Here is a 23,279-nt window from a genome sequence, read left to right as displayed (position 1 = left end):
CCGATGGTACTGCCCCGGAGACGGGGTGGGAGAGTAGGACGCCGCCGGACACACCTCCCGAACGGGGCCCCAGCCACAGGCTGCGGGCCCCGTTCGCATTCCCCGACGACCGCTTTCGGCGCCGAAAGCGGAGGGGTCAGCGGCGGGGTTCCTTCGTCGTCGCGCCGACGTTGTCGGCCAGCCAGGCGTTCAGCGTCTGCAGATCCCGCCAGGCGGCGCGCACCTCGTCCAGGGCGCGGCGCCCGTGCAGCCAGTCGGCCGGCTCCCAGTGGCGCGAGGCGTGCAGCGACTTGTGCTTCAGCAGCTCGACCCGCGGGCTGTCGGCCGGGTGGCCCGACGGGACCCGGGTGAGGCGCTCGCCGCCGATCTCGAAGCCCAGCCCCGCCAGCCGGTCGACCTCCGCCTGCAGGCGCGGGCCCTGCACGTCATCGGCGACCGCGCGCCGGTACCGGTCCACCTGGTCCGACTCCAGCCGCCAGGCCCCGCCGGCCACGTACAGCCCGTCGGCGGAGATCTGCACGTACCAGGAGCCGGCACCGCGGCCCTCCGGGGTGACCACGGCCCCCTGGTGGGTCTTGTACGGCGTCTTGTCGTTGCTGAAGCGGACGTCGCGGTACGGGCGGAAGACCTTCGCCGTCCCGAACTCCGGGCCGAGCTCCTCCACCAGCGCCAGCAGCGGCTTGCGGACGAAGGCGTCGTAGTCGCCCTTGTGCCGGGTCCAGTACGTCTTCGTGTTGTCGGCCTCCAGGCCCTCGTAGAAGACGAGGCCCTCGTCCGGGAACCCCTCGAACGTCACCGGGTCTCCTCCCCGTCGGCTGGGGCGTCCAGCACCGTGTGCCAGCGGACCTCCCGCAGCGGCGCCCCTCCGGTGTCCAGCGTGCGCGCCCAGCCCTGCTCGGCCCACCCGGCCGACTCGAGGAAGCGCGCGGAGACCCGGTCGGCCTCCGGCAGCCACGTCTGCAGCCGGGCCGCACCGGTCGCCCGCGCGAGGTCGGCCACCGCGGCCAGCAGCCGGCTGCCGTGCCCGCGCCGTCCCCACCGCGGCTCCACCAGGAGCGTCGCGACCTCGGTGGTCGGCCCGGCCGGGTCGGACGCCTCCCCGGGCGCCAGCTCCGCCGGCCCGTACGCGGCGAAGCCGACGACCTCGTCGCGCTCCAGCGCCACCAGCACGCCGTGCCCCGGCGTGGGCGGTGCGGTGATGGCCGCCCGCCACGCGGCGGCCGCGGCGTCGTCGTCCCACTCGTCCAGCACGGCGGGCGGCAGCACCTCGCGGTACGCGGTCCGCCACGTCACCACCTGCACCCGCGCGACCGCCGCGGCGTCGTCCGGGCGTGCCGGGCGCACCGAGACGTCCGCCGTCCCGGTCAGCCGGGGGAAGGGGGTCGCGGCGTCCACCCGGGCAGCGTAGGACCGCGCGCCGACCGGACGGGACCGTGGTGCTGGAATCGGGTCGTGACGACGACGCCCGAGACCCGCCCCGCGGCACCCGCCTTCCGTCCGGTCGGCGCCGGGGTCGTCGGGGCGCTGCTCATCGTCTACGTGGTCTGGGGCTCCACCTACCTGGCGATCAAGTACACCGTCGCCGACCTGCCGCCGCTGCTGGCCATGGGCTCCCGCTTCCTGATCGCGGGCGCCCTGCTGCTGCTCGTCGTCCTGGCCACCCGCGGCCGGCAGGCGCTGCGGGTGACCCGGGCCCAGGTCACGACCGCCGTCGCGTGCGGCCTGCTCCTGCTGGTCGGCGGCAACGGCCTGGTCGCCGTCGCCGAGCAGTACGTGGATTCCGGCCTCGCGGCGCTGCTCATCGCCGCGACCCCGCTGTGGGTCGTCGTCCTCCGCGCCCTCTTCGGTGACCGGCCGGCCGCGGCGACCGTCGGCGGGCTCGTCCTGGGCATGGTCGGGGTCGGGGTGCTGCTGCGGCCCGGGTTCGGCGGCGCCCACGGGATCGGCCCGCTGCTGCTGGTCTGCGCGAGCTCCCTGCTCTGGTCCATCGGCACGGTGCTCGCCACCCGCCGCCCGCTGCCGGCCGACCCGTTCACCACCACGGTCGTCGAGATGGCGGCCGGGGGGACGGCGATGGTCCTGCTCGGCTCGATCGGCGGCGAGTGGGGGCGGCTCGACCTCGGCTCCGTGGACGCGCCGTCGTGGCTGGCCTTCGGGTACCTGGTCCTCGTCGGCAGCCTGGTCGCCTACAGCGCGTACGTGTGGCTGCTCGCGCACGCACCGGTCTCCCTGGTCACCACGTACGCCTACGTCAACCCGGCCGTGGCGGTCGGCCTGGGCGCGCTGTTCCTCGGGGAGCCGCTCTCCGCGCCGGTGCTCGTCGGCGGTGCGGTGATCATCGCGGCGGTCGCCCTGGTCATCACCGCGGAGTCCCGCAGCGCCCGGCGGGCGCTCCCGAACCGGGACGAGGGCGCGCTGCCGGTGGAGCCGACCTAGACCCCGGCCTGAGGCTGTCGTACCCGCGCGGCAGGATCGGGCAGGTGAGCACCCGACCGGAGCTGCTGCCGGCCGCCCTGGCCCGGCGCATCGCCCTGGCCGCGCAGGGGTTCGCCGAGCCGCGTCCCACCGGCGTCGTCGACACCCGGCGGCTGCGCCGGCTGACCTCGCGGCTGGCCGTCGTGCAGATCGACTCGGTCAACGTCCTCTCCCGCTCGCACTACCTGCCGGCCTTCAGCCGGCTCGGCCCGTACCCGCGGGAGTCGCTCGACGCGCTCGCCGGTCGCCGCCGGCACCTCTTCGAGTACTGGGCGCACGAGGCCTCGTTCCTGCCGGTCCGGTTGCAGCCGTACCTCCGCTGGCGCATGGCCGCCGCGGAGGAGCACGCGTGGGGGTCCATGGTCCGCATCCAGCGCGAGCGGCCGGGCTACGTCGCCGAGATCCTCGAGCGGGTCCGCGAGGGTGGCCCGCTCAAGGCCAGCGACCTGGTCGAGCCGAAGCCCGAGCGCCCCGGCACCATGTGGAACTGGCACGCCGGCAAGGTCGCCCTCGAGTGGCTGTTCTACACCGGCGCCCTCACCGCCCGGCACCGCACGGCCGGCTTCGAGCGGGTCTACGACCTCACCGATCGGGTGGTCCCCGCCGAGGTGCTCGCCGTGCCCACCCCCGAGCCCGCCGACGCGATCCGCGAACTGGTCCGGACGGCGGCGCGTGCCCTCGGCGTCGCCACCGAGCGCGACCTGCGCGACTACTTCCGCCTCAAGCCGGCCCCGGCGCGGCAGGCGATCGCCGAGCTGGAGGAGGCCGGCGAGCTGCTGCCGGTCGACGTCGACGGCTGGGGCGCCCCCGCCTGGCTCGACCCCGGCGCCCGCCGGCCCCGCTGGATCCGCGCCCGCGCGCTGCTCAGCCCCTTCGACTCCCTGGTCTGGGAGCGCCCGCGCGTCGAGCGGATCTTCGGCTTCCGGTACCGCATCGAGATCTACACGCCGGCCGAGAAGCGGGTGCACGGCTACTACGTGCTGCCCTTCCTCCTCGGCGACCGGCTGGTCGGCCGCGCCGACCTCAAGGCCGACCGCAAGGCCGGCGTGCTGCGGGTCCAGGCCGCCTACACCGAGGACGGCGTCGACCGGTCCCTGGTCGCCACCGAGCTGGCCGGCGAGCTGGCGCTCATGGCCGGGTGGATGGAGCTCGACGCCGTCGCCGTCAGCGACCGGGGAGACCTGGCGCGCGACCTGCAGACGGTCCTGGGTCCGGCGGCCGAGGCCGGCTGAGGCCGGCGGGGCGGCCGCTGAGCAGCCGGCGCAGCAGCACCTGGCTCACGCCGGCACCGCCCGCACGATGCGCTGGTCACCGGAGACGGTCCGCACGGCGAGCGTGAGCTGCGCCGGCCCCTCGCCGCCGGCACCGTCGTCGAGCTGCGACTCCATCCGGCCGGACACGCTGGAGAGGTCCAGCCAGACCCGCAGGCCCGGGGCGACCCCGATCGAGACGTCCCCCGACACCGTCTTCACGCCCACCGTGCCGCCGGTGGCCCGCACGATGCCGACGTCGCCCGAGGCGGTGGTCACCGACACGTCCCCGGCCAGGGTTCCCACCTCGACGTCGCCGGAGGCGGTCCGCACCTCGAGCCCACCGCCGACCGAGTCGACCCGCAGGTCGCCCGACGCCGAGCCGACCGTGGCGCGGCCGGCGACCGAGCCGATGCGCGCGTCGCCGCTGGCGGTCCGCAGCTGCAGGTCGGCGCACGACTCCACCACCGACTCGCCGCTGGCGCCGGTGAGCTCCACCCGGCCGAGGTCGCCGCGCAGGTCGACGTCGGCCGACGCGACCGCGACCCGGGCCGCGGTGCCGGTCGGCGCGGTGACCCGCACGGCGAAGGCCGGCGTGCGCAGCAGGCGGCGCTCCGGGACGTGCACCCGCAGCCGCGACCCGACCAGGAACAGGTCGACCTTGTCCACCAGCTCCTCCGCGGCGCTGTCGAGCGGCGCGATCTCGACCACGTGCTCGGCGCAGTCCGGGCCGGCCTCGACGGTGACCGTGCCGGCGGGGTTGCGGATCTCGACCGCGTGCGGGCCGGCGCCGACGGGGAAGCGGTGCGTCCGTGTCTCCACGGGGGTCCTCCGGGGATGGTGGGTGGGGGAGTGATCAGCTGTTGGCGAAACCCGAGAAGCGGCGGGGGCCGCGCCCGGACGAGGGGGTGGGGCGGGGCTCGCGCAGCGCGCCGGATACGGCGCGCACGAGCCAGGCGTTGAGCGAGACGCCGGACGCCGCCGCGGCAGCCTCGGCGCGGGCCTTGAGCGGCTCGGGCAGCCGCAGGCTGATCCGGGCGACGGAGCCGTCGTCGTCGGCGTCGTCCGCCTCCGGCTCGGGCTCCTCGGCGGGTTCGTGGTGCACCGGCGGGACGACGACCACCTCGGGATCGCCGCCCCGCACCCGGATGTCGACCAGCGCGCCCTCGAGGGCCGCGGTCACCTCGGCCGCCATGTCCGACAGCGCGTCGATCACGGTCAGCCGGACCGCGGGCTCGATCGTGTCGGCGAGCAGCCGGGCCGTCCCGCGGGCCTGCTCACCGCCGGCGGCCGCCGCCCGCGTGAGCGCGGTGCGCAGGGCGTCGACGTAGTCGCTGAGATCCATGGACGCCATGGTGGCGTCAGTCCCCCCGCACGACGGTGTCGGGGCCGGCCGCGTGGCGGCGCCACGGTGACAGCAGCCGGGCGACGTCGCGGTCGTGGTCGCGCCCCGGACGCCGGCCGTGCGGCCGCCGCAGCTGCGCCCGGAGCTCCTCGGTGTACGTCCAGTTCTCCATGACGTCAATATGACACCACTCTGACGCCACAGCAACACCATGGTGCCGTCACGGTGCAGTCACGGTGCTTCGCCGTAGGCTCGGCGCCGTGCCACCCCTCGTGCGGCTGCAGGCCCAGGTGATCGCGCAGACGCGCTTCGACCCGCCGGCCGACGTGCCGTGGGAGACCGACGTCCAGGGCGGGCAGGCGCTCGCCGAGTTCGCCGGACGGGCCTGCTACCAGTCGTGGGACAAGCCGAACCCGGCCACGGCCACGAACGAGGGCTACCTGCGGCACATCCTCGAGGTGGGCCACCTCTCCGTGCTCGAGCACGGGACGGTGAGCATGTACCTGACCGGCGTCTCCCGGTCGCTCACCCACGAGCTCATCCGGCACCGGCACTTCTCCTACAGCCAGCTCTCGCAGCGCTACGTGCCCGAGGACGACGCCGGCTTCGTCGAGCCCGCCGTCATCGCCGAGGACCCGGAGCTGCACGAGAAGTTCGTCGCCGCCACCGAGGCCGCGCTGACCGCCTACCGGGAGCTCCTGGAGGGGCTGGAGAAGCGGTTCGCCGACGTCCCCAACGGCACGCTGCGCCGCAAGCAGGCCCGGCAGGCGGCCCGGGCCGTGCTGCCCAACGCCACCGAGACCCGGATCGTCGTCACCGGCAACTACCGCGCCTGGCGGCACTTCATCGCCATGCGGGCCAGCGAGCACGCCGACGTGGAGATCCGCGAGCTGGCGATCGCCTGCCTGCGCGAGCTGCAGGCGGTCGCTCCGCACGTCTTCCGCGACTTCCGGATCAGCCGGCTGACCGACGGCAGCGAGGTGGCCGCGAGCCCCTACGTGGCCGAGGGCTGATCCGCGCCTACAGTCGACCCCCGTGGCAGACCGGACGACCGACACCCAGTACGAGGACCTGCTGCGCCGGGTCCTGGAGACCGGCACCCCGAAGTCCGACCGCACCGGCACGGGCACCACCAGCCTCTTCGGCGAGCGGCTGCGCTACGACCTCTCCCGCGGCTTCCCGCTGGTGACGACGAAGAAGGTGCACTTCAAGTCGATCGCCTACGAGCTGCTGTGGTTCCTGCGCGGCGAGGGCAACGTGAAGTGGCTGCAGGAGAACGGCGTCTCGATCTGGGACGAGTGGGCCGACGCCGACGGCGGTCTCGGCCCGGTGTACGGCGTCCAGTGGCGGTCCTGGCCCACGCCCGACGGCCGCAGCATCGACCAGATCTCCGGTGTCCTGGAGACCCTGCGGACCGACCCCGACTCCCGCCGCATGGTGGTCTCGGCGTGGAACGTCGGGGCCCTCGAGGAGATGGCGCTCGCCCCCTGCCACGCGCTGTTCCAGTTCCACGTCGCCGACGGCCGGCTGTCGTGCCAGCTGTACCAGCGCAGCGCCGACCTCTTCCTCGGCGTGCCGTTCAACATCGCGAGCTACGCCCTGCTGACCCACATGGTGGCCCAGCAGGTCGGCCTCGAGCCCGGCGACTTCATCTGGGTCGGCGGCGACTGCCACGTCTACTCCAACCACGTCGAGCAGGTGCGCGAGCAGCTCTCCCGCGAGGTGCGGCCGTTCCCGCGGCTGACCGTCGACCCGGCGCCGTCGCTGTTCGAGCACGAGTACGCCGACTTCCACGTGCACGACTACGACCCGCACCCGCCCATCCGCGGCGCGGTCGCGGTGTGAGCGTCCGGCTCGTCTGGGCGCAGGACACCGGCGGGGTCATCGGCGCCGGGGGAGCGCTGCCCTGGCACCTGCCCGAGGACCTCAAGCTCTTCCGGGCGCTCACCCTCGGCTCCACCGTGGTCATGGGCCGCCGCACGTGGCTCTCGCTGCCGCCCCGGTCCCGCCCGCTGCCGGGCCGGCGCAACGTCGTCCTCAGCACGACGCTGGACGCGGCCGGGGTCGGCGTGGAGGTCGCGACGTCGGTCGAGGAGGTGCTCGCCGCGCACGACGAGCTGTGGGCGATCGGCGGCGGCGGGGTCTACGAGGCGTTCCTGCCGCACGCCGCCGAGGCCGTCGTCACCGAGGTGGCCGGCCGCTTCGACGGCGACACCTGGGCCCCCCGCCTGGACGGCGGCTGGAGCCCGGCGCTGCGGGTGCCGGAGGAGGGCGTGCTGCCCTCGTCCTCGGGGCTGGGGTTCTCGGTGTCCTGGTGGCGCCGGCACGGCGCCGGGGACGCGGCCGGTCCGGTGCGGGCGGCGCTGACGGGCTGGCTGGACGAGGTCGCCGCCGGCCGCCCCGCGGGTCGGTAGATTCCACCCATGAGCACCGACCCCGCCCGGCCGTTCGGGCGCGTGCTGACGGCCATGGTCACCCCGCTGACCGAGGACGGGTCGGTCGACCTCGCCGGCGCGCAGGAGCTGGCCGCCCACCTGGTCGACCGGTGCGGCCACGACGGCCTGGTGATCGCCGGGACGACGGGCGAGTCGCCCACCGTCACCGACGCCGAGCAGCACGCGGTGCTGGAGGCGGTGCTCGACGCGGTCGGCGACCGCGCCGTCGTCGTCGCCGGGGTCGGCACCTACGACACCGCGCACACCATCGACAAGGCCCGGGACGCCGAGCGGCTGGGCGCGCACGGCCTGCTGGTCGTGACGCCGTACTACAACAAGCCCCCGCAGGCCGGCCTGCTGCGGCACTTCACCGCCGTGGCCGACTCCACCGACCTGCCGGTGATGCTCTACGACATCCCACCGCGCTCGGTGGTGCCGATCGAGGTGGAGACGCTGGTCCGCCTCGCCGAGCACCCGCGGATCGTCGCGGTCAAGGACGCCAAGGGCGACCTGGGCGCCGTCTCCTGGACCCTCGCCCGCACCGACCTCGCCTACTACAGCGGCGAGGACATGCTGAACTTCCCGCTGCTGGCGATCGGCGCCGTCGGCATGGTCAGCGTCGTCGGCCACGTGGTGGGGCCGCGGCTGGCCGAGATGGTCGCCGCCGTCGAGTCCGGCGACCTGCTCAAGGCCCGGGCGGTGCACGAGAGCCTGCTGCCGGTCTACACCGGCATCATGGGCGGCGGCCAGGGCGTGATGATGGTCAAGGCCGCGCTGCACGCGCTCGGCCTCCCGTCCGGGCCGGTGCGGCCGCCGCTGGTCGACGCGAGCCCCGAGCAGGTGGAGAAGCTGCGCGCCGACCTGACCGCCGGAGGTCTGACCCTGTGAGTGTCCCGGTGCAGCCCCACCTCGGCCTCCAGGCGCCGCCCCCGCTGCCGGACGGTGGCCTGCGCGTCATGGCCCTCGGCGGGCTCGGCGAGATCGGCCGCAACATGGCCGTCGTCGAGTACGACGGCGCGCTGCTGGTGATCGACTGCGGGGTGCTGTTCCCCGAGGCGGAGCAGCCCGGCGTCGACCTGATCCTGCCCGACTTCGGGGTCATCGAGCACCGCCTCGGCGACATCGCCGCCGTCGTCCTCACCCACGGGCACGAGGACCACATCGGCGCGGTGCCCTACCTGCTCCGGCTGCGCGGCGACATCCCGCTGGTCGGCTCCCGCTTCACCCTCGCCCTGGTCAGCGCCAAGCTGCGCGAGCACCGCATCGACCCGGTGCTGGTCGAGGTGGCCGCCGGCGACGACCACGTCGCGGGGCCGTTCCACTGCGAGTTCATCGACGTCAACCACTCGATCCCCGACGCGCTCGCCGTCGCCGTCCAGACCCCGGCCGGGACCCTGGTCCACACCGGGGACTTCAAGATGGACCAGCTGCCGCTCGACGGCGTCCTCACCGACCTCGGGGCCTTCGCCCGGCTGGGGCTGCAGGGCATCGACCTGCTGCTGGCCGACTCCACCAACGCCGAGGTGCCCGGCTTCGTCGTCCCGGAGCGCGCGATCGGGCCGGTGCTCGAGGACGTCTTCCGGCGCGCCACCCAGCGGCTGATCGTCTCGAGCTTCGCCAGCCACGTGCACCGCATCCAGCAGGTGCTCGACGCCGCGGCGCTGCACGGCCGCAAGGTGGCCTTCGTCGGCCGGTCGATGGTGCGCAACATGGGCGTCGCCCGCGACCTCGGCCTGCTGCGGGTGGCGCCGGGGCTGATGGTGTCGCTGGACGAGGCGACGTCGATGCCGCCGGAGCAGGTCGTGCTGGTGAGCACGGGCTCGCAGGGCGAGCCGCTGTCGGCCCTGGGGCGCATGGCCCGCGGCGAGCACCACCAGGTCACCATCGAGGCCGGCGACACGATCGTGCTGGCGTCCTCGCTGGTGCCGGGCAACGAGACCGCCGTCTACAAGGTCATCAACGGCCTGGCCCGGCTCGGCGCCACCGTCATCCACAAGGAGACGGCGATGGTCCACGTGTCGGGGCACGCCCCGGCCGGCGAGCTGCGGACCCTGCTCAACGTCGCCAAGCCCCGCTACCTGATGCCGGTGCACGGCGAGTGGCGGCACCTGCGCGCGCACGCCGCGCTGGCCGAGCAGACCGGCATGAACGGCGACCGGGTGCTGCTGGCCGAGAACGGCGTGGTCGTCGACCTCGTCGACGGCAAGGCCGCGATCACCGGCCACGTGCCGGTGGGCGACGTCTACGTCGACGGGCTCAACGTCGGCGACGTGGGGGAGGAGTCGCTGCAGGCGCGGCGCATCCTCGGCGACGAGGGCTTCGTCGCGCTGACCGTCGTCATCGAGCCGTCGACGCGGACGATCGTGCGCCCGGTGCACCTGTCCACCCGCGGCTTCTCCGACGACCCGTCGGCCTTCGACGAGGTGCTGGGCCTGGTCGAGGAGAACCTCAAGCGGGCGCTGGCCGACGACGAGGTCGACCCGCACCGGCTCTCGCAGCTGATCCGCCGCACGGTGGGCAAGTGGGTGTCCGACACCCACCGCCGCCGCCCCATGATCATCCCGACGGTCCTCGAGGTCTAGCCGGCAGGGGCCGTCCCGACGAGCGGGGGGCCGGAGGCCTCCCCGAGGAGGGACAGCAGCCGTTCCGCTCAGCTGGGGGACGGCTCCTGGCCGCGGCGCGGCGCGCAGCGTCGCAGTGTTATCGGGGTGATGCCCTCCTCGGCGGGCAGCTCGAAGCCCCACACCTGGGCGTAGAACGACAGCTCGCCGTCGAGGGCGGCGCGGATGTTCTCCGCCCGGCGGAAGCCGTGCTGCTCGCCCGGGAACAGCACGTAGGCGTGCGGCACACCGGTGGCGCGCAGCTGCGCGACGATCGCCTCGGCCTGCGCCGGCGGCACGATCTCGTCCTCGGCGCCCTGGAAGACCGCCAGCGGGGTGTCGAGCCGGTCGACGTGCGTGATCGGCGAGCGCTCGGCGTACACCTCGGCACCCTCGGGGTACGGCGCCACCAGCCCGTCGAGGTACCGCGACTCGAACTTGTGCGTCTCGGCGGCCAGCGCGGCGAGGTCGGCCACCCCGTAGTGGCTGGCGCCGGCGGTGAAGACGCCGGGCCGCAGCGTGAGCGCCGCCAGGGTCGTGTAGCCGCCCGCCGAGCCGCCGCGGATCGCCATGCGGGCCGGGTCGACCCGGCCGGCGTCGGCCAGGAACCGCGCGCAGGCGACGACGTCGTCGAGGTCGACCACGCCCCACCGGCCCTTGAGCGCCTCGCGGTAGCGGCGGCCGTAGCCGGTGGAGCCCCGGTAGTCGACGTCGGCCACGCAGAACCCGCGCGAGGTCCAGTACTGCACCCCGAGGTCGAGCACGGACGAGGCCGCCGCGGTGGGCCCGCCGTGCACCACCACGAGCAGCGGCGGCTTCCCGCCGGCGGGTGCGGGCACCTCCGGGTTGGTCGGCGGGTAGACCAGCGCGTGCGCGACGCCGATGCCCGTCCCGCGGTCCTCGGTCGGGAACGTGACGTGCTCGGGGCGGGAGAACCAGGCCGGGTCCAGCCCGAGGTCGCGCGCCGGGCGCAGCACCTCGGCGGAGCCGTCGTCCGCGCGGACCCGCAGCACCACCGGCTCCGACGTCGGGCCGCCGGCGACGCACACGACGTCGGTCCCCGCCGCGGTGACCGAGCCGAACGCCGCGTACGGCAGGTCGAGCTCGCGCAGCAGGCCGTCCGGGCCGAGGACGCCGAGCCGGTCGCCGCCGTCCCGCCCGAAGGCCAGCGCGATCCGGCCGTCGGCCAGCAGGGCGAAGCGGCGCTGGCCGAACACCCACTGCGGTCCGGCGATGTCGCTGCCGACGTCGAGCACCAGCTCGACGCCCCCGTCGGGGCGCCGGCGGTGCAGCGACCACACGTCGGTGGTGTCGCAGAGGAACCACAGCGAGCCGTCGGGTGCCCACGTCGGCTGCACCACCGAGACCCCCGGGCCGCCGGCCACCACGGTCTCGGCGCCGTCGGGCCCCCGGACCACGAGCTGCGCCGCGTCCCAGGGCATGTCCGGGTGGTCCCAGCGCAGCCAGGACAGGGTCGCGCCGTCCGGCCCGAGGGCGGGGTCGGAGACGAAGTCGGGGCCCGAGACGAGGACCGTGACGGAACCGTCCGCCGCGACCCGGACCACCTCGTTCACCACGTCGGCGACCGCGCCGCCCGCCGGGTGCGTCTCCCGGACGGCGAGGACGCCGTCGCCGCCGGGCAGCACGCGCAGGTCGGCGTAGCGCACCCCCGACGGGACCTCCGGGGCCGGCGTCACGGCGACCGGCCCGGCGTCCCCGGGCGCGAGCCGGTGCAGCCGCTGGTCGCGGAAGTCGGTGAACCACAGCGTGCCCCCGCCGACCGCCCACGCACCGCCGCCGTACTCGTGCACCCGCGTGCGGGCGTTCCACGGGGCCGGCAGCACGTCGGTGCCGTCCCGCACGACCGCCGTCCGGCCGCCCTCGCCGGGGCGGGCCTCGGCCCACCAGACGGCGTCGCCGTCGACCACGACACCGGTGGGCCGGGCCGCCGCGCGGACGACCAGCGCGGAGGTGATGGGCGTCGGCCAGCTGCCGTGGGGGAGGGTCACGGCCCCACGCTAGGTGGCGGACACGACCGCTCGCCTGCCCGGTCGGGGGTCCCGGCGCCATTACCGTCTGACGCATGCCTGCCCGCACCACGCCGAGCCGCCGGCCGGCGTCGTCCTCCCGGGGCCGCTCCGGGTCGACGGCGTCCCGCAAGCGGCCGCCCGCCAAGCGGTCCACCGCTGGCACCCGCAGGCCCGCCGCCAAGAAGCAGCAGTCCAGCGGTGGCCTGCTCCGCCTCGTGGGCAGCAGCTGGTCGCTGCTGGCGCGCGGCGCCGGCGGCCTGGCCCGCTCGATCGCCCGGCCGGAGGAGCGCGAGCCGCTCGCCCCGGAGCACCGCCGCGACGGCGTCGGGCTCGCCGTCCTGGGCCTGGCCGTGGTGCTCGGCGCCGCGGTGTGGACCAACGGCATCGGGCCGTTCGGCGCGGTCATCGCGAGCGGCTCGCGCTGGCTCGTCGGGTCGGTCGTCGTCGTCCTGCCGGTGTTCTTCTTCCTCGTCGCGCTGCGGCTGCTGCGCCACCCGGCCAACCCCGAGGCCCGCGGCCGGCTGCTGATCGGCTGGATCTCGCTGGTCGCCGCCGTCCAGGGCACCGTCTCCGTCGTCGGCGACGGCGCGACCGACGGCCCCGCCCAGGGGCGCCCCGGTGCCGGTGGGCTGCTCGGCTGGGCCGCCGGCACGCCCCTGGCGGCCGGCGTCGGCGACGTCGTCGCCGTGGTGCTGTTCGTGCTGCTCGCCTTCTTCGGCCTGCTCGTGGTCACGGCCACCCCGGTGCACCAGATCCCCGAGCGGCTGCGCGAGCTCGGTGACCGGATGCTCGGCCGCGGCGACTACGCCGACGAGTACGACGAGGACGGGTACGACGACGAGGACGTCGACGAGGTCGAGGAGGAGAAGCCCCGCCGCGGCCGGCGCAAGGCCACCCCGCTCAGCGAGGACCTGCTCGCGACCGGGCCGATCGACCACGTCGCCTACGACGAGGCCGCCGAGGCGGTCACCGTCACCCCGCCTCCGCCGCCGATGCCCGTCGCGCGGCCGCAGGTGGTCGACCGCACCGCTCCGCCCGAGGAGCTCGAGCCGGTGACCGAGCCGGAGCAGCTGTCCATCCAGCCGGTGGAGGGCGACTACACGCTGCCCGCGCTGTCGACGCTGCGCCCCGGCACGCCGCCGCGGGCCCGCTCCAAGGCCAACGACGTCGCCATCGAGGCGATCACCGGGGTGCTCGAGCAGTTCAACGTCGACGCCGCCGTCACCGGTTTCACCCGCGGGCCGACGGTCACCCGCTACGAGGTCGAGCTCGGCCCGGCGGTCAAGGTCGAGAAGATCACCGCGCTGACGAAGAACATCGCCTACGCGGTCGCCAACGACAACATCCGCATCCTGGCGCCGATCCCCGGCAAGTCGGCGGTCGGCATCGAGGTGCCGAACTCCGACCGCGAGACGGTCAGCCTCGGCGACGTGCTGCGTTCCGGCGCGGCCAAGCAGGACCCGCACCCGATGCTGGTCGGGCTCGGCAAGGACATCGAGGGCGGCTTCGTCACCGCCAACCTGGCGAAGATGCCCCACCTGCTCGTCGCCGGTGCCACCGGTTCGGGTAAGTCCAGCTGCGTCAACTCGGTGCTGGTCTCGCTGCTGCTGCGGGCCACCCCCGACCAGCTGCGGATGATCCTGGTCGACCCGAAGATGGTCGAGCTGACGCCGTACGACGGGATCCCGCACCTGATCACGCCGATCATCACCGACGCCAAGAAGGCCGCCACCGCGCTGGCCTGGCTGGTCGAGGAGATGGAGCAGCGCTACCAGGACATGCGGGCCACCGGCGTCCGGCACATCGACGACTTCAACCGCAAGGTCGACAAGGGCGAGATCACCGCCCCGCCCGGCAGCGAGCGCGTCTACCGGCCCTACCCGTACATCCTCGCGATCGTCGACGAGCTCGCCGACCTCATGATGGTCGCCCCGCGCGACGTCGAGGACTCGATCGTGCGGATCACGCAGAAGGCGCGGGCGGCCGGCATCCACCTGCTGCTGGCCACCCAGCGCCCGTCGGTCGACGTCGTCACCGGTCTGATCAAGGCCAACGTGCCGTCGCGGCTGGCGTTCTCCACCTCGAGCATCACCGACAGCCGGGTCATCCTCGACCAGCCGGGCGCGGAGAAGCTCATCGGCATGGGTGACGCGCTGTTCCTGCCCATCGGGGCGGGCAAGCCGCAGCGCGTCCAGGGGGCCTACGTCTCCGACGCCGAGATCGAGGCGGTCGTCGAGTTCACCAAGCGGCAGGCCGAGCCGGACTACCGCGAGGAGGTCTTCACCGCCGCGGCGGGCGAGGCCAGGGAGATCGACGAGGACATCGGCGGCGACCTCGACCTGCTGCTGCAGGCCGTGGAGCTCATCGTCACCAGCCAGTTCGGCTCCACCTCGATGCTGCAGCGCAAGCTGCGGGTCGGCTTCGCCAAGGCCGGGCGGCTCATGGACCTCATGGAGAGCCGCGGCATCGTCGGCCCGTCCGAGGGGTCCAAGGCCCGCGACGTCCTGATCAAGCCCGACGAGCTCGAGGCCACGCTGTTCACGCTGCGCGGCGGTGCCTGACCCGGCGTCCCCGGGTGGGGTGGCGGACGGCGCTTACGATGGTTCGGTGACCTCGCTGCCCCGCCATGCCCGCACCGTGGCGGTGGTGACCCTCGGGTGCGCCCGCAACGAGGTCGACTCCGAGGAGCTCGCCGGCCGGCTCGCCGCCGACGGCTACGAGCTGGTGGACGACGCCGACGGCGCCGACGCGGTGCTGGTGAACACCTGCGGCTTCATCGACAGCGCCAAGAAGGACTCGGTCGACGCCCTGCTCTCCGCCGGTGACGGCGGGGCGCGGGTGGTCGCCGTCGGCTGCATGGCCGAGCGCTACGGCAGCGAGCTCGCCGGCGCGCTGCCCGAGGCCACCGTGCTCGGCTTCGACGACTACGGGCAGATCGGCGACCGGCTGGACGACGTGCTGGCCGGTCGGCCGCTGGTGCCGCACACGCCGCGCGACCGGCGCACCCTCCTGCCGATCAGCCCGGTCGAGCGCACCCGCGCGGCCGAGGTCGCAGCCATCCCGGGGCACGGCTGGCTGCGCCGCCGGCGGCTGGCCGGTGGGCCCTCCGCCGCGCTGAAGCTGGCCTCCGGCTGCGACCGCCGGTGCGCGTTCTGCGCGATCCCCACCTTCCGCGGCGCCTTCGTCTCCCGTCCGCCGGCCGAGGTGCTCGGTGAGGCGCAGTGGCTGGCCGCCCAGGGCGTCACCGAGCTGGTGCTGGTCAGCGAGAACTCGACCTCCTACGGCAAGGACCTCGGCGACCTGCGGTCGCTGGAGCGGCTGCTGCCGCAGCTGGCCGCGGTCGAGGGCATCGCCCGGGTGCGCGTGGCCTACCTGCAGCCGGCCGAGCTGCGGCCCGGGCTGCTCGAGGTCATCGCCGGCACCGAGGGGATCGCCCCGTACTTCGACCTGTCGTTCCAGCACTCCTCGCCGACGCTGCTGCGCCGCATGCGGCGGTTCGGCGGCACCGAGGACTTCCTCGCGCTGATCGAGCGGGCCCGCGCGCTCGCCCCGACGGCCGGGTTCCGCACCAACGTCATCCTCGGCTTCCCCGGCGAGACCGAGGACGACGTCGCCGAGCTCGAGCGCTTCCTGGTCGAGGGCCGGCTCGACGCGGTCGGCGTCTTCGGCTACTCCGACGAGGAGGGCACCGAGGCGCTGAACCTGCCGGGCAAGCTCGACCAGGACGAGATCGACGCGCGGGTGCGCCGGATCACCGACCTGGTCGAGGAGCTCACCGCCCAGCGGGCGGAGGAGCGCGTCGGCGAGCGGGTCGACGTCCTGCTGCTGGAGGAGCTCGGCGACGGGGAGTGGACCGGATCGGCCGCCCACCAGGACCCCGACAGCGACGGCACGACGACGGTCACCGGGGTACCCGCCGACGCCGTCGCCGGGCAGGTCGTGGCCGCCGACGTCGTCGCCAGCGACGGCGTCGACCTGGTCGCGGCCGCCCTCGTACCCGCCACCACCCCGGCCGGGCGGTGACCGCGGTGAGCGACGTGGCCCCAGACCCGGCTGCCACGCCGCCCTCGTCCGTGCGCCTGGTGAACCTGCCCAACGCGCTCACCGTGCTGCGGCTGGCCGTCGTCCCGGTGTTCGCCGTCCTGCTGCTGTCCGACCACGGTTCCTCCACCGCGGGGCGCTACTGGGCGACGGTGTTCTTCGCGGCAGCGATCATCACCGACCGCTACGACGGGCTGATCGCCCGCCGCACCGGCCAGGTGACGGAGTTCGGCAAGCTGGCCGACCCCATCGCCGACAAGGCGCTCACCGGCACCGCGCTCATCGCGCTGTCGGTGCTGGAGCTGCTGCCGTGGTGGGTGACCATCGCGATCCTGGCCCGCGAGGTCGGCGTCACCCTGCTGCGGTTCTGGGTGATCCGGCACGGCGTGATCGCCGCCAGCCGCGGCGGCAAGGCCAAGACCGTGCTGCAGGCCCTGGCGATCGGGCTCTACATCCTGCCGCTGACCGGCGTGCTGGCCAGCGCCCGCTGGTGGGTCATGGGCATCGCGCTCGTGCTCACCGTGGTCACCGGCCTCGACTACGTGTACCGGGCGCTAACCCTGCGGCGCACGAGCGCCCGGGCGATGGCCGCCGCGGCCGAGCGGCGCGCGGCGAAGGAGAACCCCGGCCCCATCGCCGACACCGCCGCGTGACCGATCTGCGCGCCGCCCGCGTCCACCGCGCGCTGCTCGCGCGGGGCGAGACGGTGGCCGCCGCCGAGTCGCTGACCGCGGGGCTGTTCTGCGCCACGCTCGCCACGGTGCCCGGGGCGAGCGCCACCCTGCGCGGCGGCGCCGTCGTCTACGCGACCGACCTCAAGGCCGTCCTCGCCGGCGTGCCGGAGGACCTGCTGGCCGCGCACGGGCCGGTCGCCCCGGAGACGGCGGCGGCGCTGGCCGAGGGGATCCGCGCGCGCTGCGGGGCCACGTGGGGCGTGGGGCTCACCGGGGTGGCCGGGCCGGACCCGGTCGACGGGCACGGCCCCGGGCGCGTGTACCTGGGGCTGTCCGACGGGCGGCACACCGACGTCGTGCAGCTGGACCTGCCGGGCGAGCGGCAGGCGGTGCGCGAGGGCGCGGTCACGGCCGCCCTCGACGGGCTGCTCGCCCGGCTCGGGAACGCCCGGTCCGACCTCGGCGTTACGCCATGAGCGGACGCGGCCCGGTCGGGTGGGTTCCCGGGGGTGGCGCCGCGTACCGTGAGCGCACGGCGCCTCGGCGAGGCACCGCCGCTTCCCACAGGCAGGACAGGAGACGGCCATGACGCTGCTGCGCACCCAGCTCGGGAACACCCTGCGGGGGCACCGGCTGCGCCAGCGCCGCACGCTGCGCGACGTCTCCGGCAAGGCGCGGGTCAGCCTGGGCTACCTCTCCGAGGTGGAGCGGGGGCAGAAGGAGGCGTCCTCCGAGCTGCTCGCCTCCATCTGCGACGCCCTCGAGGTCGAGCTGGCCGACCTGCTCGCCGAGGTCAGCACCTCGCTGCGGCGCGGCGACGGCGCGGCCACCGTCCGCCCGCTGACCCCGTCGGCCGAGCCCGCCGAGCAGGCCGCCGTCCCGGCGCAGGAGTCCCCGGCCCCGGAGCCCGCCCTGGCCCTCGTCGGCGCCGGCTCGCCGGCCCGTGCCACCACCCGCCGCGGGGCGGTCTCGCTCGCCGCCTGAGCGGCCGGTGCCCGCCCGGGGGAGCGCCCGCAGCCGGGCCGAGCAGGCCCTGGCCCGCACCCGGCAGGGCCTGCTGGACGGCGCCGCGCGGGCGTTCGCCGACGCGGGGCCGCGGCAGGCGACCATGCAGTCGATCGCGGCCGCGGCCGGCGTCGCCAAGGCCACCCTCTACAACCACTTCCGGACCAAGGACGAGGTCGCCCGCGCCCTGCTCGCCGCCGAGCTGGACCGGGTGACCGCGCTGGCGGCCGCGCTGCCGCTGCCCGACGCCCTGGCCGCGCTGTCCGACGAGGCCGCCGGCCACCCGGTGCTGCGCCGGCTGGCCGAGAGCGAGCCGGCGGTGCTGGCCGCGCTGCTGGGCGCCGACGCGGAGCGGTGGGCCGACCTGACCGCCCGCCTGGCCACCGCGCTGGGCGTGGACGACGAGGGCGCCGAGCTCGCCGGCCGGTGGCTGCTCGGCGTCGTCCTGCAGCCGGGCCGGTCGGGGCTGCGGCACCGCGCCGCCGCCCGCCTCGCCGCCACCCTGGCGCCGGCGGCGACGATCAGCTGACCTGATCGTGAGAGCTCCTCCCCCACGGTGCGGCGTGGGGGAGGACCCCTTCGGGTCAGGTGACCTGATCGTGGCTCAGCGGGACGCCTTCGCCGCGTCGAGCTCGGCGCGGGTGGGCGGGTCGGCGCCCACCCGGGTGCAGTTGAGCGCCGCGACCAGCAGCGCGTCGTCGATGATCTCGGTCAGCCGGTCGTCGCCCAGGCCGTCGAGCGCGGCGCGCGCGGTCACGCCGGCCGCGAGCAGCCCGCTGAGCACCCCGGCCGCCAGCGAGTCCCCGGCGCCCACCGTGTCGGCGACGGTCACGACCGGCGGCGTGCGGGACTGCACCGGGCGCCCGGGCCGGGCCACCCGCAGCGGTCCGCCGCCGTCGGTGAGCAGCACCAGGCCGGGGCCGCGCTCGGCCCAGCGGGCCGCCGCCTCGTCCAGGTCGGTGGTGCCGGGCTCGAGCCACGCCAGGTCCTCGGCGCTCACCTTCACCACGTCGGCGCGGGCCACGAGCCGGTCCAGCCGCGCGCGCACCGCCGCGGCGCCGTTGCCGAGGCTGGTCCCCACCGGCCCGTCGGCGAGCATCGGGCGGATGTTCGGGTCGACGCTCAGCAGCGTCGCGCCGTCGTCGGCCAGCCGCTCGACCAGCCGCGCGATCGCGTCGCAGCCCGGCGGGGTCCAGCTGGAGATCGACCCGACGTGCACGATGCCCGGGGTGTCGCCGTAGACGGCGGCGAGCTCGGCGTCGTCCCACTGCCAATCGGCCGCGCCGAGCACGTGGAAGCCGTAGTCGGGGGAGCCGTCGGGGCCGAGGCCGACGACGGCCAGGCTCACCGGCTCCGCGGCCGCCACCAGGCCGTCGAGCGCCACGCCGGACAGCTCCGCGTGCCGGCGCAGCGCCGGAGCCAGCGGCCCGGTGCCGAGCCGGGCGAGCAGCCGCACGGGGGCGCCCAGCCGGCCGGCGGCCACCGCGACGTTGAGCGCGTTGCCGCCCGGACGGGCCACGTACCGCGGCGCCGTCCCCTCGGGGCCGGCGTCGCCGGACGGGTCGGGGATCAGGTCGACGACGAACTCACCGAGGACGCTCAGCACCGGGTTCCCAGGGGGCACGGCGCGACCCTAGCCGTGGGAACCCTCGGGGGAGCCGAGCAGTTGCCCGCGGTAGCGGAAGACCTGCGACGATGAACCGGACGACATCTGCTCGTGGTCCGGCCGGACCTCGCGCCGGACAGGAGGAACGAATGCCCAACCCGTTCGTGAAGTTCTGGAAGTACCTCACGGCCTCGGCGAACGCCAAGATCGACGAGAAGGCGGATCCCAAGATCCAGATCGCCCAGGCGATCGAGCAGGAGCAGCAGCGCCACCAGGCGCTGGCCAACCAGGCGGCCGCCGTCCTGGGCAACCAGCGCCAGCTGGAGATGCGGCTGAACCGCCAGCTCGGCGAGGTCGAGAAGCTGCAGGCCTCCGCCCGGCAGGCGCTGGTGCTGGCCGACCAGACCCGCGCCAAGGGCGACGCCGCCAAGGCCGCCGAGTACGAGAACGCCGCGCAGGCGTTCGCGACGCAGCTGGTGGCCGCCGAGCAGGCGATGGAGGACCTCAAGCGCAGCCACGACGAGGCGCTGCAGGCCGCCGAGCAGGCGCGCGGCGCCGTCGAGCAGAGCCGCATGCGGCTGCAGACGACGCTCGCCGAGCGCACCAAGCTCATGAGCCAGCTCGAGCAGGCCAAGATGCAGGAGCACGTGGCCGCCTCGCTCAAGCAGGTCAACGAGCTCTCCGCGCCGGGCAACACCCCGAGCCTGCAGGAGGTCCGCGACAAGATCGAGGCCCGCTACGCCAACGCGCTCGGCCAGGCCGAGCTGGCGCAGACCTCGGTCGAGGGCCGCATGCTCGAGGTGCAGAAGGCCACCCTCGACGTGGCCGGCGCGTCGCGGCTGGACCAGATCCGCGCCTCGATGGGCGGCGGTCCCGCGGCGGTCGAGAGCGGCACCGGGGCCCAGGCGATCGAGCAGGGCACGCCGCCGGTCGAGCAGCCGGCCCAGGCGCCGGTCGCCGAGCCGGCGCAGCGCCAGGAACCGACTGCCTGAGCCGGCCGGGGTGTCGGGCTTCGGCTATCCCCCCGACGTCCACCCGGGCGACGGCGGGGAGGTCAGCGCCGTCCTGCGGCGGGCCGACACCCCGCCGGAGCTGTCGCACGGTGCCGGTGGCGGGGCCTCCTACCTCGCCACCGGGGCCGGCACCCGCGGCGCGTTCGGGCTCTACCGGTGGGACATGGGACCGCGGCCCAGCGGCCCTGCCCCGCACTTCCACCGCAGCATCACCGAGTCCTTCTACGTGCTGTCCGGCACGGTGCGGCTGCACGACGGCCGGGGCTGGGTCGACGCCGGTCCCGGTGACTTCCTGTTCGTCCCCGAGGGCGGCGTCCACGGCTTCCGCAACGAGTCGGGGGAGCCGGCGTCGCTGTTGCTGCTGTTCACCCCCGGCGCACCGCGCGAGGACTACTTCGAGACGCTGGCCGACAAGGTCCGCCGCGAGGCGATGACCGCCGACGACTGGACGGAGTTCTACCTCCGCCACGACACCTTCTGGGTGGACGGCGGCTAGTCAGCGCACCGTCAGCGGCGGCGGCCGGCCCGGTTCGCCGGTGCGGGCCCGCGGGTCGACCGGCGAGCGGGCCGCCTGGCAGCGGGGGCACCACCAGGTGACCCGCTCCTGCGTCTCGGGCCCCTGCTCGCCGAGCAGGATCGGGGTGCCGCAGCGGCGGCACGGCCGGCCCTTGCGGCCGGCCACCCAGTGGTCCTCGCCGCGGCGGAGGACGCCGGTGGTGCTCTGCTCGGGGTGCTCGCGGTTGGCGAGCATGAGCGTGCGGGCGCGCTCCACGAGCTCCCGCAGGTTGCCGACGTCGCCGACCCGCGCCCACGGGTGGACGCCGCAGAGGAACAGCGACTCGACCTTGTAGAGGTTGCCGATGCCGGCCAGGTTGCGCTGGTCGAGGATGGCGACCCCGACCTGCTCGTCGGGGTCGGCGCGGAGGCGGCGCAGCGCCTCCTCCAGGTCCCAGTCGCGGCCGAGCACGTCGGGCCCGAGGTGACCGACCAGGGTGTCCTCGTCGGCGGTGGGCACCAGGGTCATGTCGTGCAGGCGGTACCCGACAGCCTCCCAGTCGTCGGTGGCCAGGACGGCGCGGATGTCGTAGGCGGGCCCGCCGCGCCACTTCGCCCCCGGGCGGTAGAGGTGCCAGCTGCCGTCCATGCGGAAGTGCGTGCGCAGGGTCCGCTCGTCGTCGAGGCGGATGAGCATGTGCTTGCCGCGCGGCACCACCTCGCGTACACCGACGCCGGCGAGGTCGACGGCGGCCAGCTGCGGCACGCGGAACTCCCCACGGCGAAGCGTGGCGCCGGCCAGCGCCTGCTGCATGCGCTTGGCGGCCAGCCAGACGGTGTCTCCCTCGGGCACGTCCCCCAGTCTCCCCGCCGGCCGTCGTCCCTGCTTCCGCACGCTGTGAGACCGCTGACAGCGGGATGACGGCGACCCTTTCCCGCGCTGTCCAGCGACGTGGACGGAGCGATGCGACTGCGCAGCCTGCTGGCCGGTGGGACGGCGGCCGAGCCCGAGGCCGAGCCCGTCACGGTGACCGTCGCGCGGGTCGTGCGCCCCGAGCACCGCGCCGAGTTCGAGCGGTGGGCGGAGGACGTGCTGGCCCTGGCCGCCCGCTTCCCGGGCAACCTCGGCACCTCGCTGCTCCACCCGGGGCCGGGCAGCCGCGAGTACCACCTGGTCTACCGCTTCGCCGACGGCGAGTCGCTGGCCGGCTGGGAGCGCTCGGCGGAGCGCCGCGCGGCGCTCGAGCGCCTCGACGCCATGGTCGACGAGGTGCGCTACGCCCGCGTCGCCGGCCTGGAGAGCTTCTTCACCCGGCCCGCCACGCCCGGGCCGCGCTGGCGGTCGACGCTGCTGACGATCGCCGCGGTCTTCGCGATCACCTCGCTGCTGCAGCTGTTCGTCCTCCCGCACCTGGCGAGCTGGCCGCTGCCGGCCCGGCTGCTGCTCTCGGCCGTCGTGGTCGTCGTCCTGCTCGGCTACGTCGTCATGCCGGGGCTCACCCGGCTGTTCCACCGCTGGCTGCACCCGCGCCGGGACTGACGCGCGGCCGTCCTCCCGCCCTACGGTGTGGGGCATGGCCACCCCGGCGACCTGCGGCCCCTGCGGGCGGCCGGGCCGCGCCTGGCAGGTGGCCGTCTGCGGGACCCGCGCGCGTCTGCACCAGGACGACGCCGTCGCCGAGTTCGCCCGCTTCGTCACCGTCGGGGTGTCCAGCAGCCTGGTCTACTTCGCGCTCTTCCTCGCGCTGCGGGGCACCGGGGCGCTCCCGGCCAACGCGGTCGCCTTCGTGGTCTCCACGGTGCTGGCCAACGAGCTGCACCGGCGGGTGACGTTCCACGCCGGCGGCCGGGTGGGCTGGTTGGCCGCGCAGTGGGAGAGCGGCGGGCTGGCGGTGGCGGGGCTGGCGGCCACGAGCCTCGCCCTGGCCGCGCTCGACGGCACCCTGGGCGCGGCGTGGTGGGCGGACGTGGTGCTGATCGCGGCCGTCACCGGCGCGATCGGCCTGGTGCGCTTCGCCGCGCTGCGGCTCTGGGTCTTCTCCGGGCACGCCCACCGTCCCGCTCCCTCGCCGTCCTGACGGTGGCGCTGGTTACCGTCTCGCCGTGCTGCAGACGGTCGCGGTCGAGGGCTACCGCTCGCTGCGCAGCCTGGTGGTGCCGCTGGGCCGGCTGACCGTCGTCACGGGGGCCAACGGCTCGGGCAAGTCGAGCCTGTACCGCGTGCTGCGGCTGCTGGCCGCCACCGCGCACGGCGGGGCGGTCCGCGCGCTGGCCGCCGAGGGCGGCCTGGAGTCGGTGCTGTGAGCAGGC

General features: G+C 75.3%; 26 protein-coding genes. 18 read left to right on the top strand and 8 right to left on the bottom strand.

What is annotated here, in order from left to right; all coding sequences use genetic code 11:
• Nucleotides 1-136 precede the first annotated feature (136 nt).
• Together ACI8AF_RS24625 and ACI8AF_RS24620 are read right to left on the bottom strand one after the other, a co-directional pair.
• On the bottom strand, nucleotides 137-796 hold the full coding sequence (locus ACI8AF_RS24625) for a DUF2461 domain-containing protein (RefSeq protein WP_456542408.1): 660 nt from the start codon (nucleotides 794-796) through the stop codon (nucleotides 137-139).
• Nucleotides 793-1,395 carry an N-acetyltransferase family protein gene (locus ACI8AF_RS24620; protein ID WP_456542407.1) on the bottom strand — a complete coding sequence of 201 codons (603 nt, stop codon included), beginning with the start codon at nucleotides 1,393-1,395 and terminating at the stop codon, nucleotides 793-795. Before ACI8AF_RS24620 ends, ACI8AF_RS24625 begins: the two co-directional genes overlap by 4 nt.
• 57 nt (nucleotides 1,396-1,452) lie before the next feature.
• On the opposite strand from ACI8AF_RS24620, the gene ACI8AF_RS24615 reads away from it, so the two are divergent.
• Both ACI8AF_RS24615 and ACI8AF_RS24610 read left to right on the top strand, forming a co-directional pair.
• A complete protein-coding gene (locus tag ACI8AF_RS24615) occupies nucleotides 1,453-2,436 on the top strand; it encodes an EamA family transporter (protein WP_456542406.1) in 984 nt (327 codons plus the stop codon).
• 44 nt (nucleotides 2,437-2,480) lie between these two features.
• A complete protein-coding gene (locus tag ACI8AF_RS24610; RefSeq protein WP_456542405.1) occupies nucleotides 2,481-3,707 on the top strand; it encodes a winged helix-turn-helix domain-containing protein in 1,227 nt (408 codons plus the stop codon).
• 45 nt (nucleotides 3,708-3,752) lie between these two features.
• Here the strand turns inward: ACI8AF_RS24610 and ACI8AF_RS24605 are convergent, their stop codons facing one another.
• The 3 genes from ACI8AF_RS24605 to ACI8AF_RS24595 are packed head-to-tail and all read right to left on the bottom strand — an operon-like array spanning nucleotide 3,753 to nucleotide 5,242.
• Nucleotides 3,753-4,547: a DUF4097 family beta strand repeat-containing protein gene (locus ACI8AF_RS24605; RefSeq protein WP_456542404.1), complete on the bottom strand. Its 795-nt coding sequence runs from the start codon at nucleotides 4,545-4,547 to the stop codon at nucleotides 3,753-3,755.
• Between the two features lie 34 nt (nucleotides 4,548-4,581).
• A complete protein-coding gene (locus ACI8AF_RS24600; protein WP_456542403.1) occupies nucleotides 4,582-5,070 on the bottom strand; it encodes a toxin-antitoxin system HicB family antitoxin in 489 nt (162 codons plus the stop codon).
• A 16-nt stretch (nucleotides 5,071-5,086) separates the two neighbouring features.
• Nucleotides 5,087-5,242 (bottom strand): hypothetical protein, encoded by a 156-nt coding sequence (locus ACI8AF_RS24595; RefSeq protein WP_456542402.1) that lies wholly within the window; start codon nucleotides 5,240-5,242, stop codon nucleotides 5,087-5,089.
• Between the two features lie 88 nt (nucleotides 5,243-5,330).
• Here ACI8AF_RS24595 and thyX point away from each other — a divergent pair, with 88 nt between their 5' ends.
• The 5 genes from thyX to ACI8AF_RS24570 are packed head-to-tail and all read left to right on the top strand — an operon-like array spanning nucleotide 5,331 to nucleotide 10,087.
• On the top strand, nucleotides 5,331-6,083 hold the full coding sequence (gene thyX / locus ACI8AF_RS24590; protein WP_456542401.1) for an FAD-dependent thymidylate synthase: 753 nt from the start codon (nucleotides 5,331-5,333) through the stop codon (nucleotides 6,081-6,083).
• A gap of 22 nt (nucleotides 6,084-6,105) precedes the next feature.
• Entirely contained in the window at nucleotides 6,106-6,915 is an 810-nt protein-coding gene (locus tag ACI8AF_RS24585; protein ID WP_456542400.1) for a thymidylate synthase, read from the top strand.
• A complete protein-coding gene (locus ACI8AF_RS24580; RefSeq protein ID WP_456542399.1) occupies nucleotides 6,912-7,484 on the top strand; it encodes a dihydrofolate reductase in 573 nt (190 codons plus the stop codon). Before ACI8AF_RS24585 ends, ACI8AF_RS24580 begins: the two co-directional genes overlap by 4 nt.
• 9 nt (nucleotides 7,485-7,493) lie before the next feature.
• A complete protein-coding gene (dapA, locus tag ACI8AF_RS24575) occupies nucleotides 7,494-8,393 on the top strand; it encodes a 4-hydroxy-tetrahydrodipicolinate synthase (protein ID WP_456542398.1) in 900 nt (299 codons plus the stop codon).
• Nucleotides 8,390-10,087 carry a ribonuclease J gene (locus ACI8AF_RS24570; protein WP_456542397.1) on the top strand — a complete coding sequence of 566 codons (1,698 nt, stop codon included), beginning with the start codon at nucleotides 8,390-8,392 and terminating at the stop codon, nucleotides 10,085-10,087. The genes dapA and ACI8AF_RS24570 overlap by 4 nt, the downstream gene beginning before the upstream one ends.
• A 68-nt stretch (nucleotides 10,088-10,155) precedes the next feature.
• Here ACI8AF_RS24570 and ACI8AF_RS24565 read toward each other — a convergent pair whose 3' ends face one another.
• Entirely contained in the window at nucleotides 10,156-12,114 is a 1,959-nt protein-coding gene (locus tag ACI8AF_RS24565) for a prolyl oligopeptidase family serine peptidase (protein ID WP_456542396.1), read from the bottom strand.
• A 74-nt stretch (nucleotides 12,115-12,188) separates the two neighbouring features.
• On the opposite strand from ACI8AF_RS24565, the gene ACI8AF_RS24560 reads away from it, so the two are divergent.
• The 6 genes from ACI8AF_RS24560 to ACI8AF_RS24535 all read left to right on the top strand — a co-directional run bounded on the left by ACI8AF_RS24560 (nucleotide 12,189) and on the right by ACI8AF_RS24535 (nucleotide 18,384).
• Nucleotides 12,189-14,696: a DNA translocase FtsK gene (locus ACI8AF_RS24560; RefSeq protein ID WP_456542395.1), complete on the top strand. Its 2,508-nt coding sequence runs from the start codon at nucleotides 12,189-12,191 to the stop codon at nucleotides 14,694-14,696.
• A 46-nt stretch (nucleotides 14,697-14,742) separates the two neighbouring features.
• Nucleotides 14,743-16,158, top strand: a complete 1,416-nt coding sequence (gene rimO, locus ACI8AF_RS24555; RefSeq protein WP_456542394.1) for a 30S ribosomal protein S12 methylthiotransferase RimO — start codon at nucleotides 14,743-14,745, stop codon at nucleotides 16,156-16,158.
• Between the two features lie 5 nt (nucleotides 16,159-16,163).
• Entirely contained in the window at nucleotides 16,164-16,829 is a 666-nt protein-coding gene (gene pgsA / locus ACI8AF_RS24550) for a CDP-diacylglycerol--glycerol-3-phosphate 3-phosphatidyltransferase (protein ID WP_456542393.1), read from the top strand.
• The gene (locus ACI8AF_RS24545) at nucleotides 16,826-17,326 is read left to right on the top strand and encodes a CinA family protein (protein ID WP_456542392.1); all 501 of its coding nucleotides are present in this window, start codon (nucleotides 16,826-16,828) and stop codon (nucleotides 17,324-17,326) included. The genes pgsA and ACI8AF_RS24545 overlap by 4 nt, the downstream gene beginning before the upstream one ends.
• A gap of 109 nt (nucleotides 17,327-17,435) precedes the next feature.
• Entirely contained in the window at nucleotides 17,436-17,834 is a 399-nt protein-coding gene (locus ACI8AF_RS24540; RefSeq protein ID WP_456542391.1) for a helix-turn-helix domain-containing protein, read from the top strand.
• Between the two features lie 7 nt (nucleotides 17,835-17,841).
• The gene (locus ACI8AF_RS24535) at nucleotides 17,842-18,384 is read left to right on the top strand and encodes a TetR family transcriptional regulator (RefSeq protein WP_456542390.1); all 543 of its coding nucleotides are present in this window, start codon (nucleotides 17,842-17,844) and stop codon (nucleotides 18,382-18,384) included.
• Nucleotides 18,385-18,459: 75 nt separating this feature from the next.
• Here ACI8AF_RS24535 and ACI8AF_RS24530 read toward each other — a convergent pair whose 3' ends face one another.
• The gene (locus ACI8AF_RS24530) at nucleotides 18,460-19,479 is read right to left on the bottom strand and encodes a carbohydrate kinase family protein (RefSeq protein ID WP_456542389.1); all 1,020 of its coding nucleotides are present in this window, start codon (nucleotides 19,477-19,479) and stop codon (nucleotides 18,460-18,462) included.
• Nucleotides 19,480-19,610: 131 nt separating this feature from the next.
• Here ACI8AF_RS24530 and ACI8AF_RS24525 point away from each other — a divergent pair, with 131 nt between their 5' ends.
• Together ACI8AF_RS24525 and ACI8AF_RS24520 are read left to right on the top strand one after the other, a co-directional pair.
• The gene (locus tag ACI8AF_RS24525) at nucleotides 19,611-20,453 is read left to right on the top strand and encodes a PspA/IM30 family protein (RefSeq protein ID WP_456542388.1); all 843 of its coding nucleotides are present in this window, start codon (nucleotides 19,611-19,613) and stop codon (nucleotides 20,451-20,453) included.
• 10 nt (nucleotides 20,454-20,463) lie between these two features.
• A complete protein-coding gene (locus ACI8AF_RS24520) occupies nucleotides 20,464-20,970 on the top strand; it encodes a cupin domain-containing protein (protein ID WP_456542387.1) in 507 nt (168 codons plus the stop codon).
• On the opposite strand, the gene ACI8AF_RS24515 is transcribed toward ACI8AF_RS24520, so the two are convergent.
• A complete protein-coding gene (locus tag ACI8AF_RS24515) occupies nucleotides 20,971-21,822 on the bottom strand; it encodes a DNA-formamidopyrimidine glycosylase family protein (protein WP_456542386.1) in 852 nt (283 codons plus the stop codon). It lies immediately after the preceding gene.
• A 111-nt stretch (nucleotides 21,823-21,933) separates the two neighbouring features.
• Between ACI8AF_RS24515 and ACI8AF_RS24510 the strand changes: the two genes are divergently transcribed.
• From ACI8AF_RS24510 to ACI8AF_RS24500, 3 genes are read left to right on the top strand one after another with little or no spacing between them, the layout of a single operon-like run.
• Nucleotides 21,934-22,509 carry an antibiotic biosynthesis monooxygenase gene (locus ACI8AF_RS24510; protein WP_456542385.1) on the top strand — a complete coding sequence of 192 codons (576 nt, stop codon included), beginning with the start codon at nucleotides 21,934-21,936 and terminating at the stop codon, nucleotides 22,507-22,509.
• 34 nt (nucleotides 22,510-22,543) lie between these two features.
• Nucleotides 22,544-23,047, top strand: a complete 504-nt coding sequence (locus ACI8AF_RS24505) for a GtrA family protein (protein ID WP_456542384.1) — start codon at nucleotides 22,544-22,546, stop codon at nucleotides 23,045-23,047.
• A gap of 25 nt (nucleotides 23,048-23,072) precedes the next feature.
• Nucleotides 23,073-23,273 (top strand): AAA family ATPase, encoded by a 201-nt coding sequence (locus ACI8AF_RS24500; protein ID WP_456542383.1) that lies wholly within the window; start codon nucleotides 23,073-23,075, stop codon nucleotides 23,271-23,273.
• The last annotated feature ends 6 nt before the right edge of the window (nucleotides 23,274-23,279 follow it).

The sequence above is a fragment of the Blastococcus sp. SYSU D00669 genome (assembly GCF_054050715.1).
The sequence above is the reverse complement of the archived record's forward strand: the minus strand, read 5'-3'. Positions and strand labels throughout refer to the sequence as shown.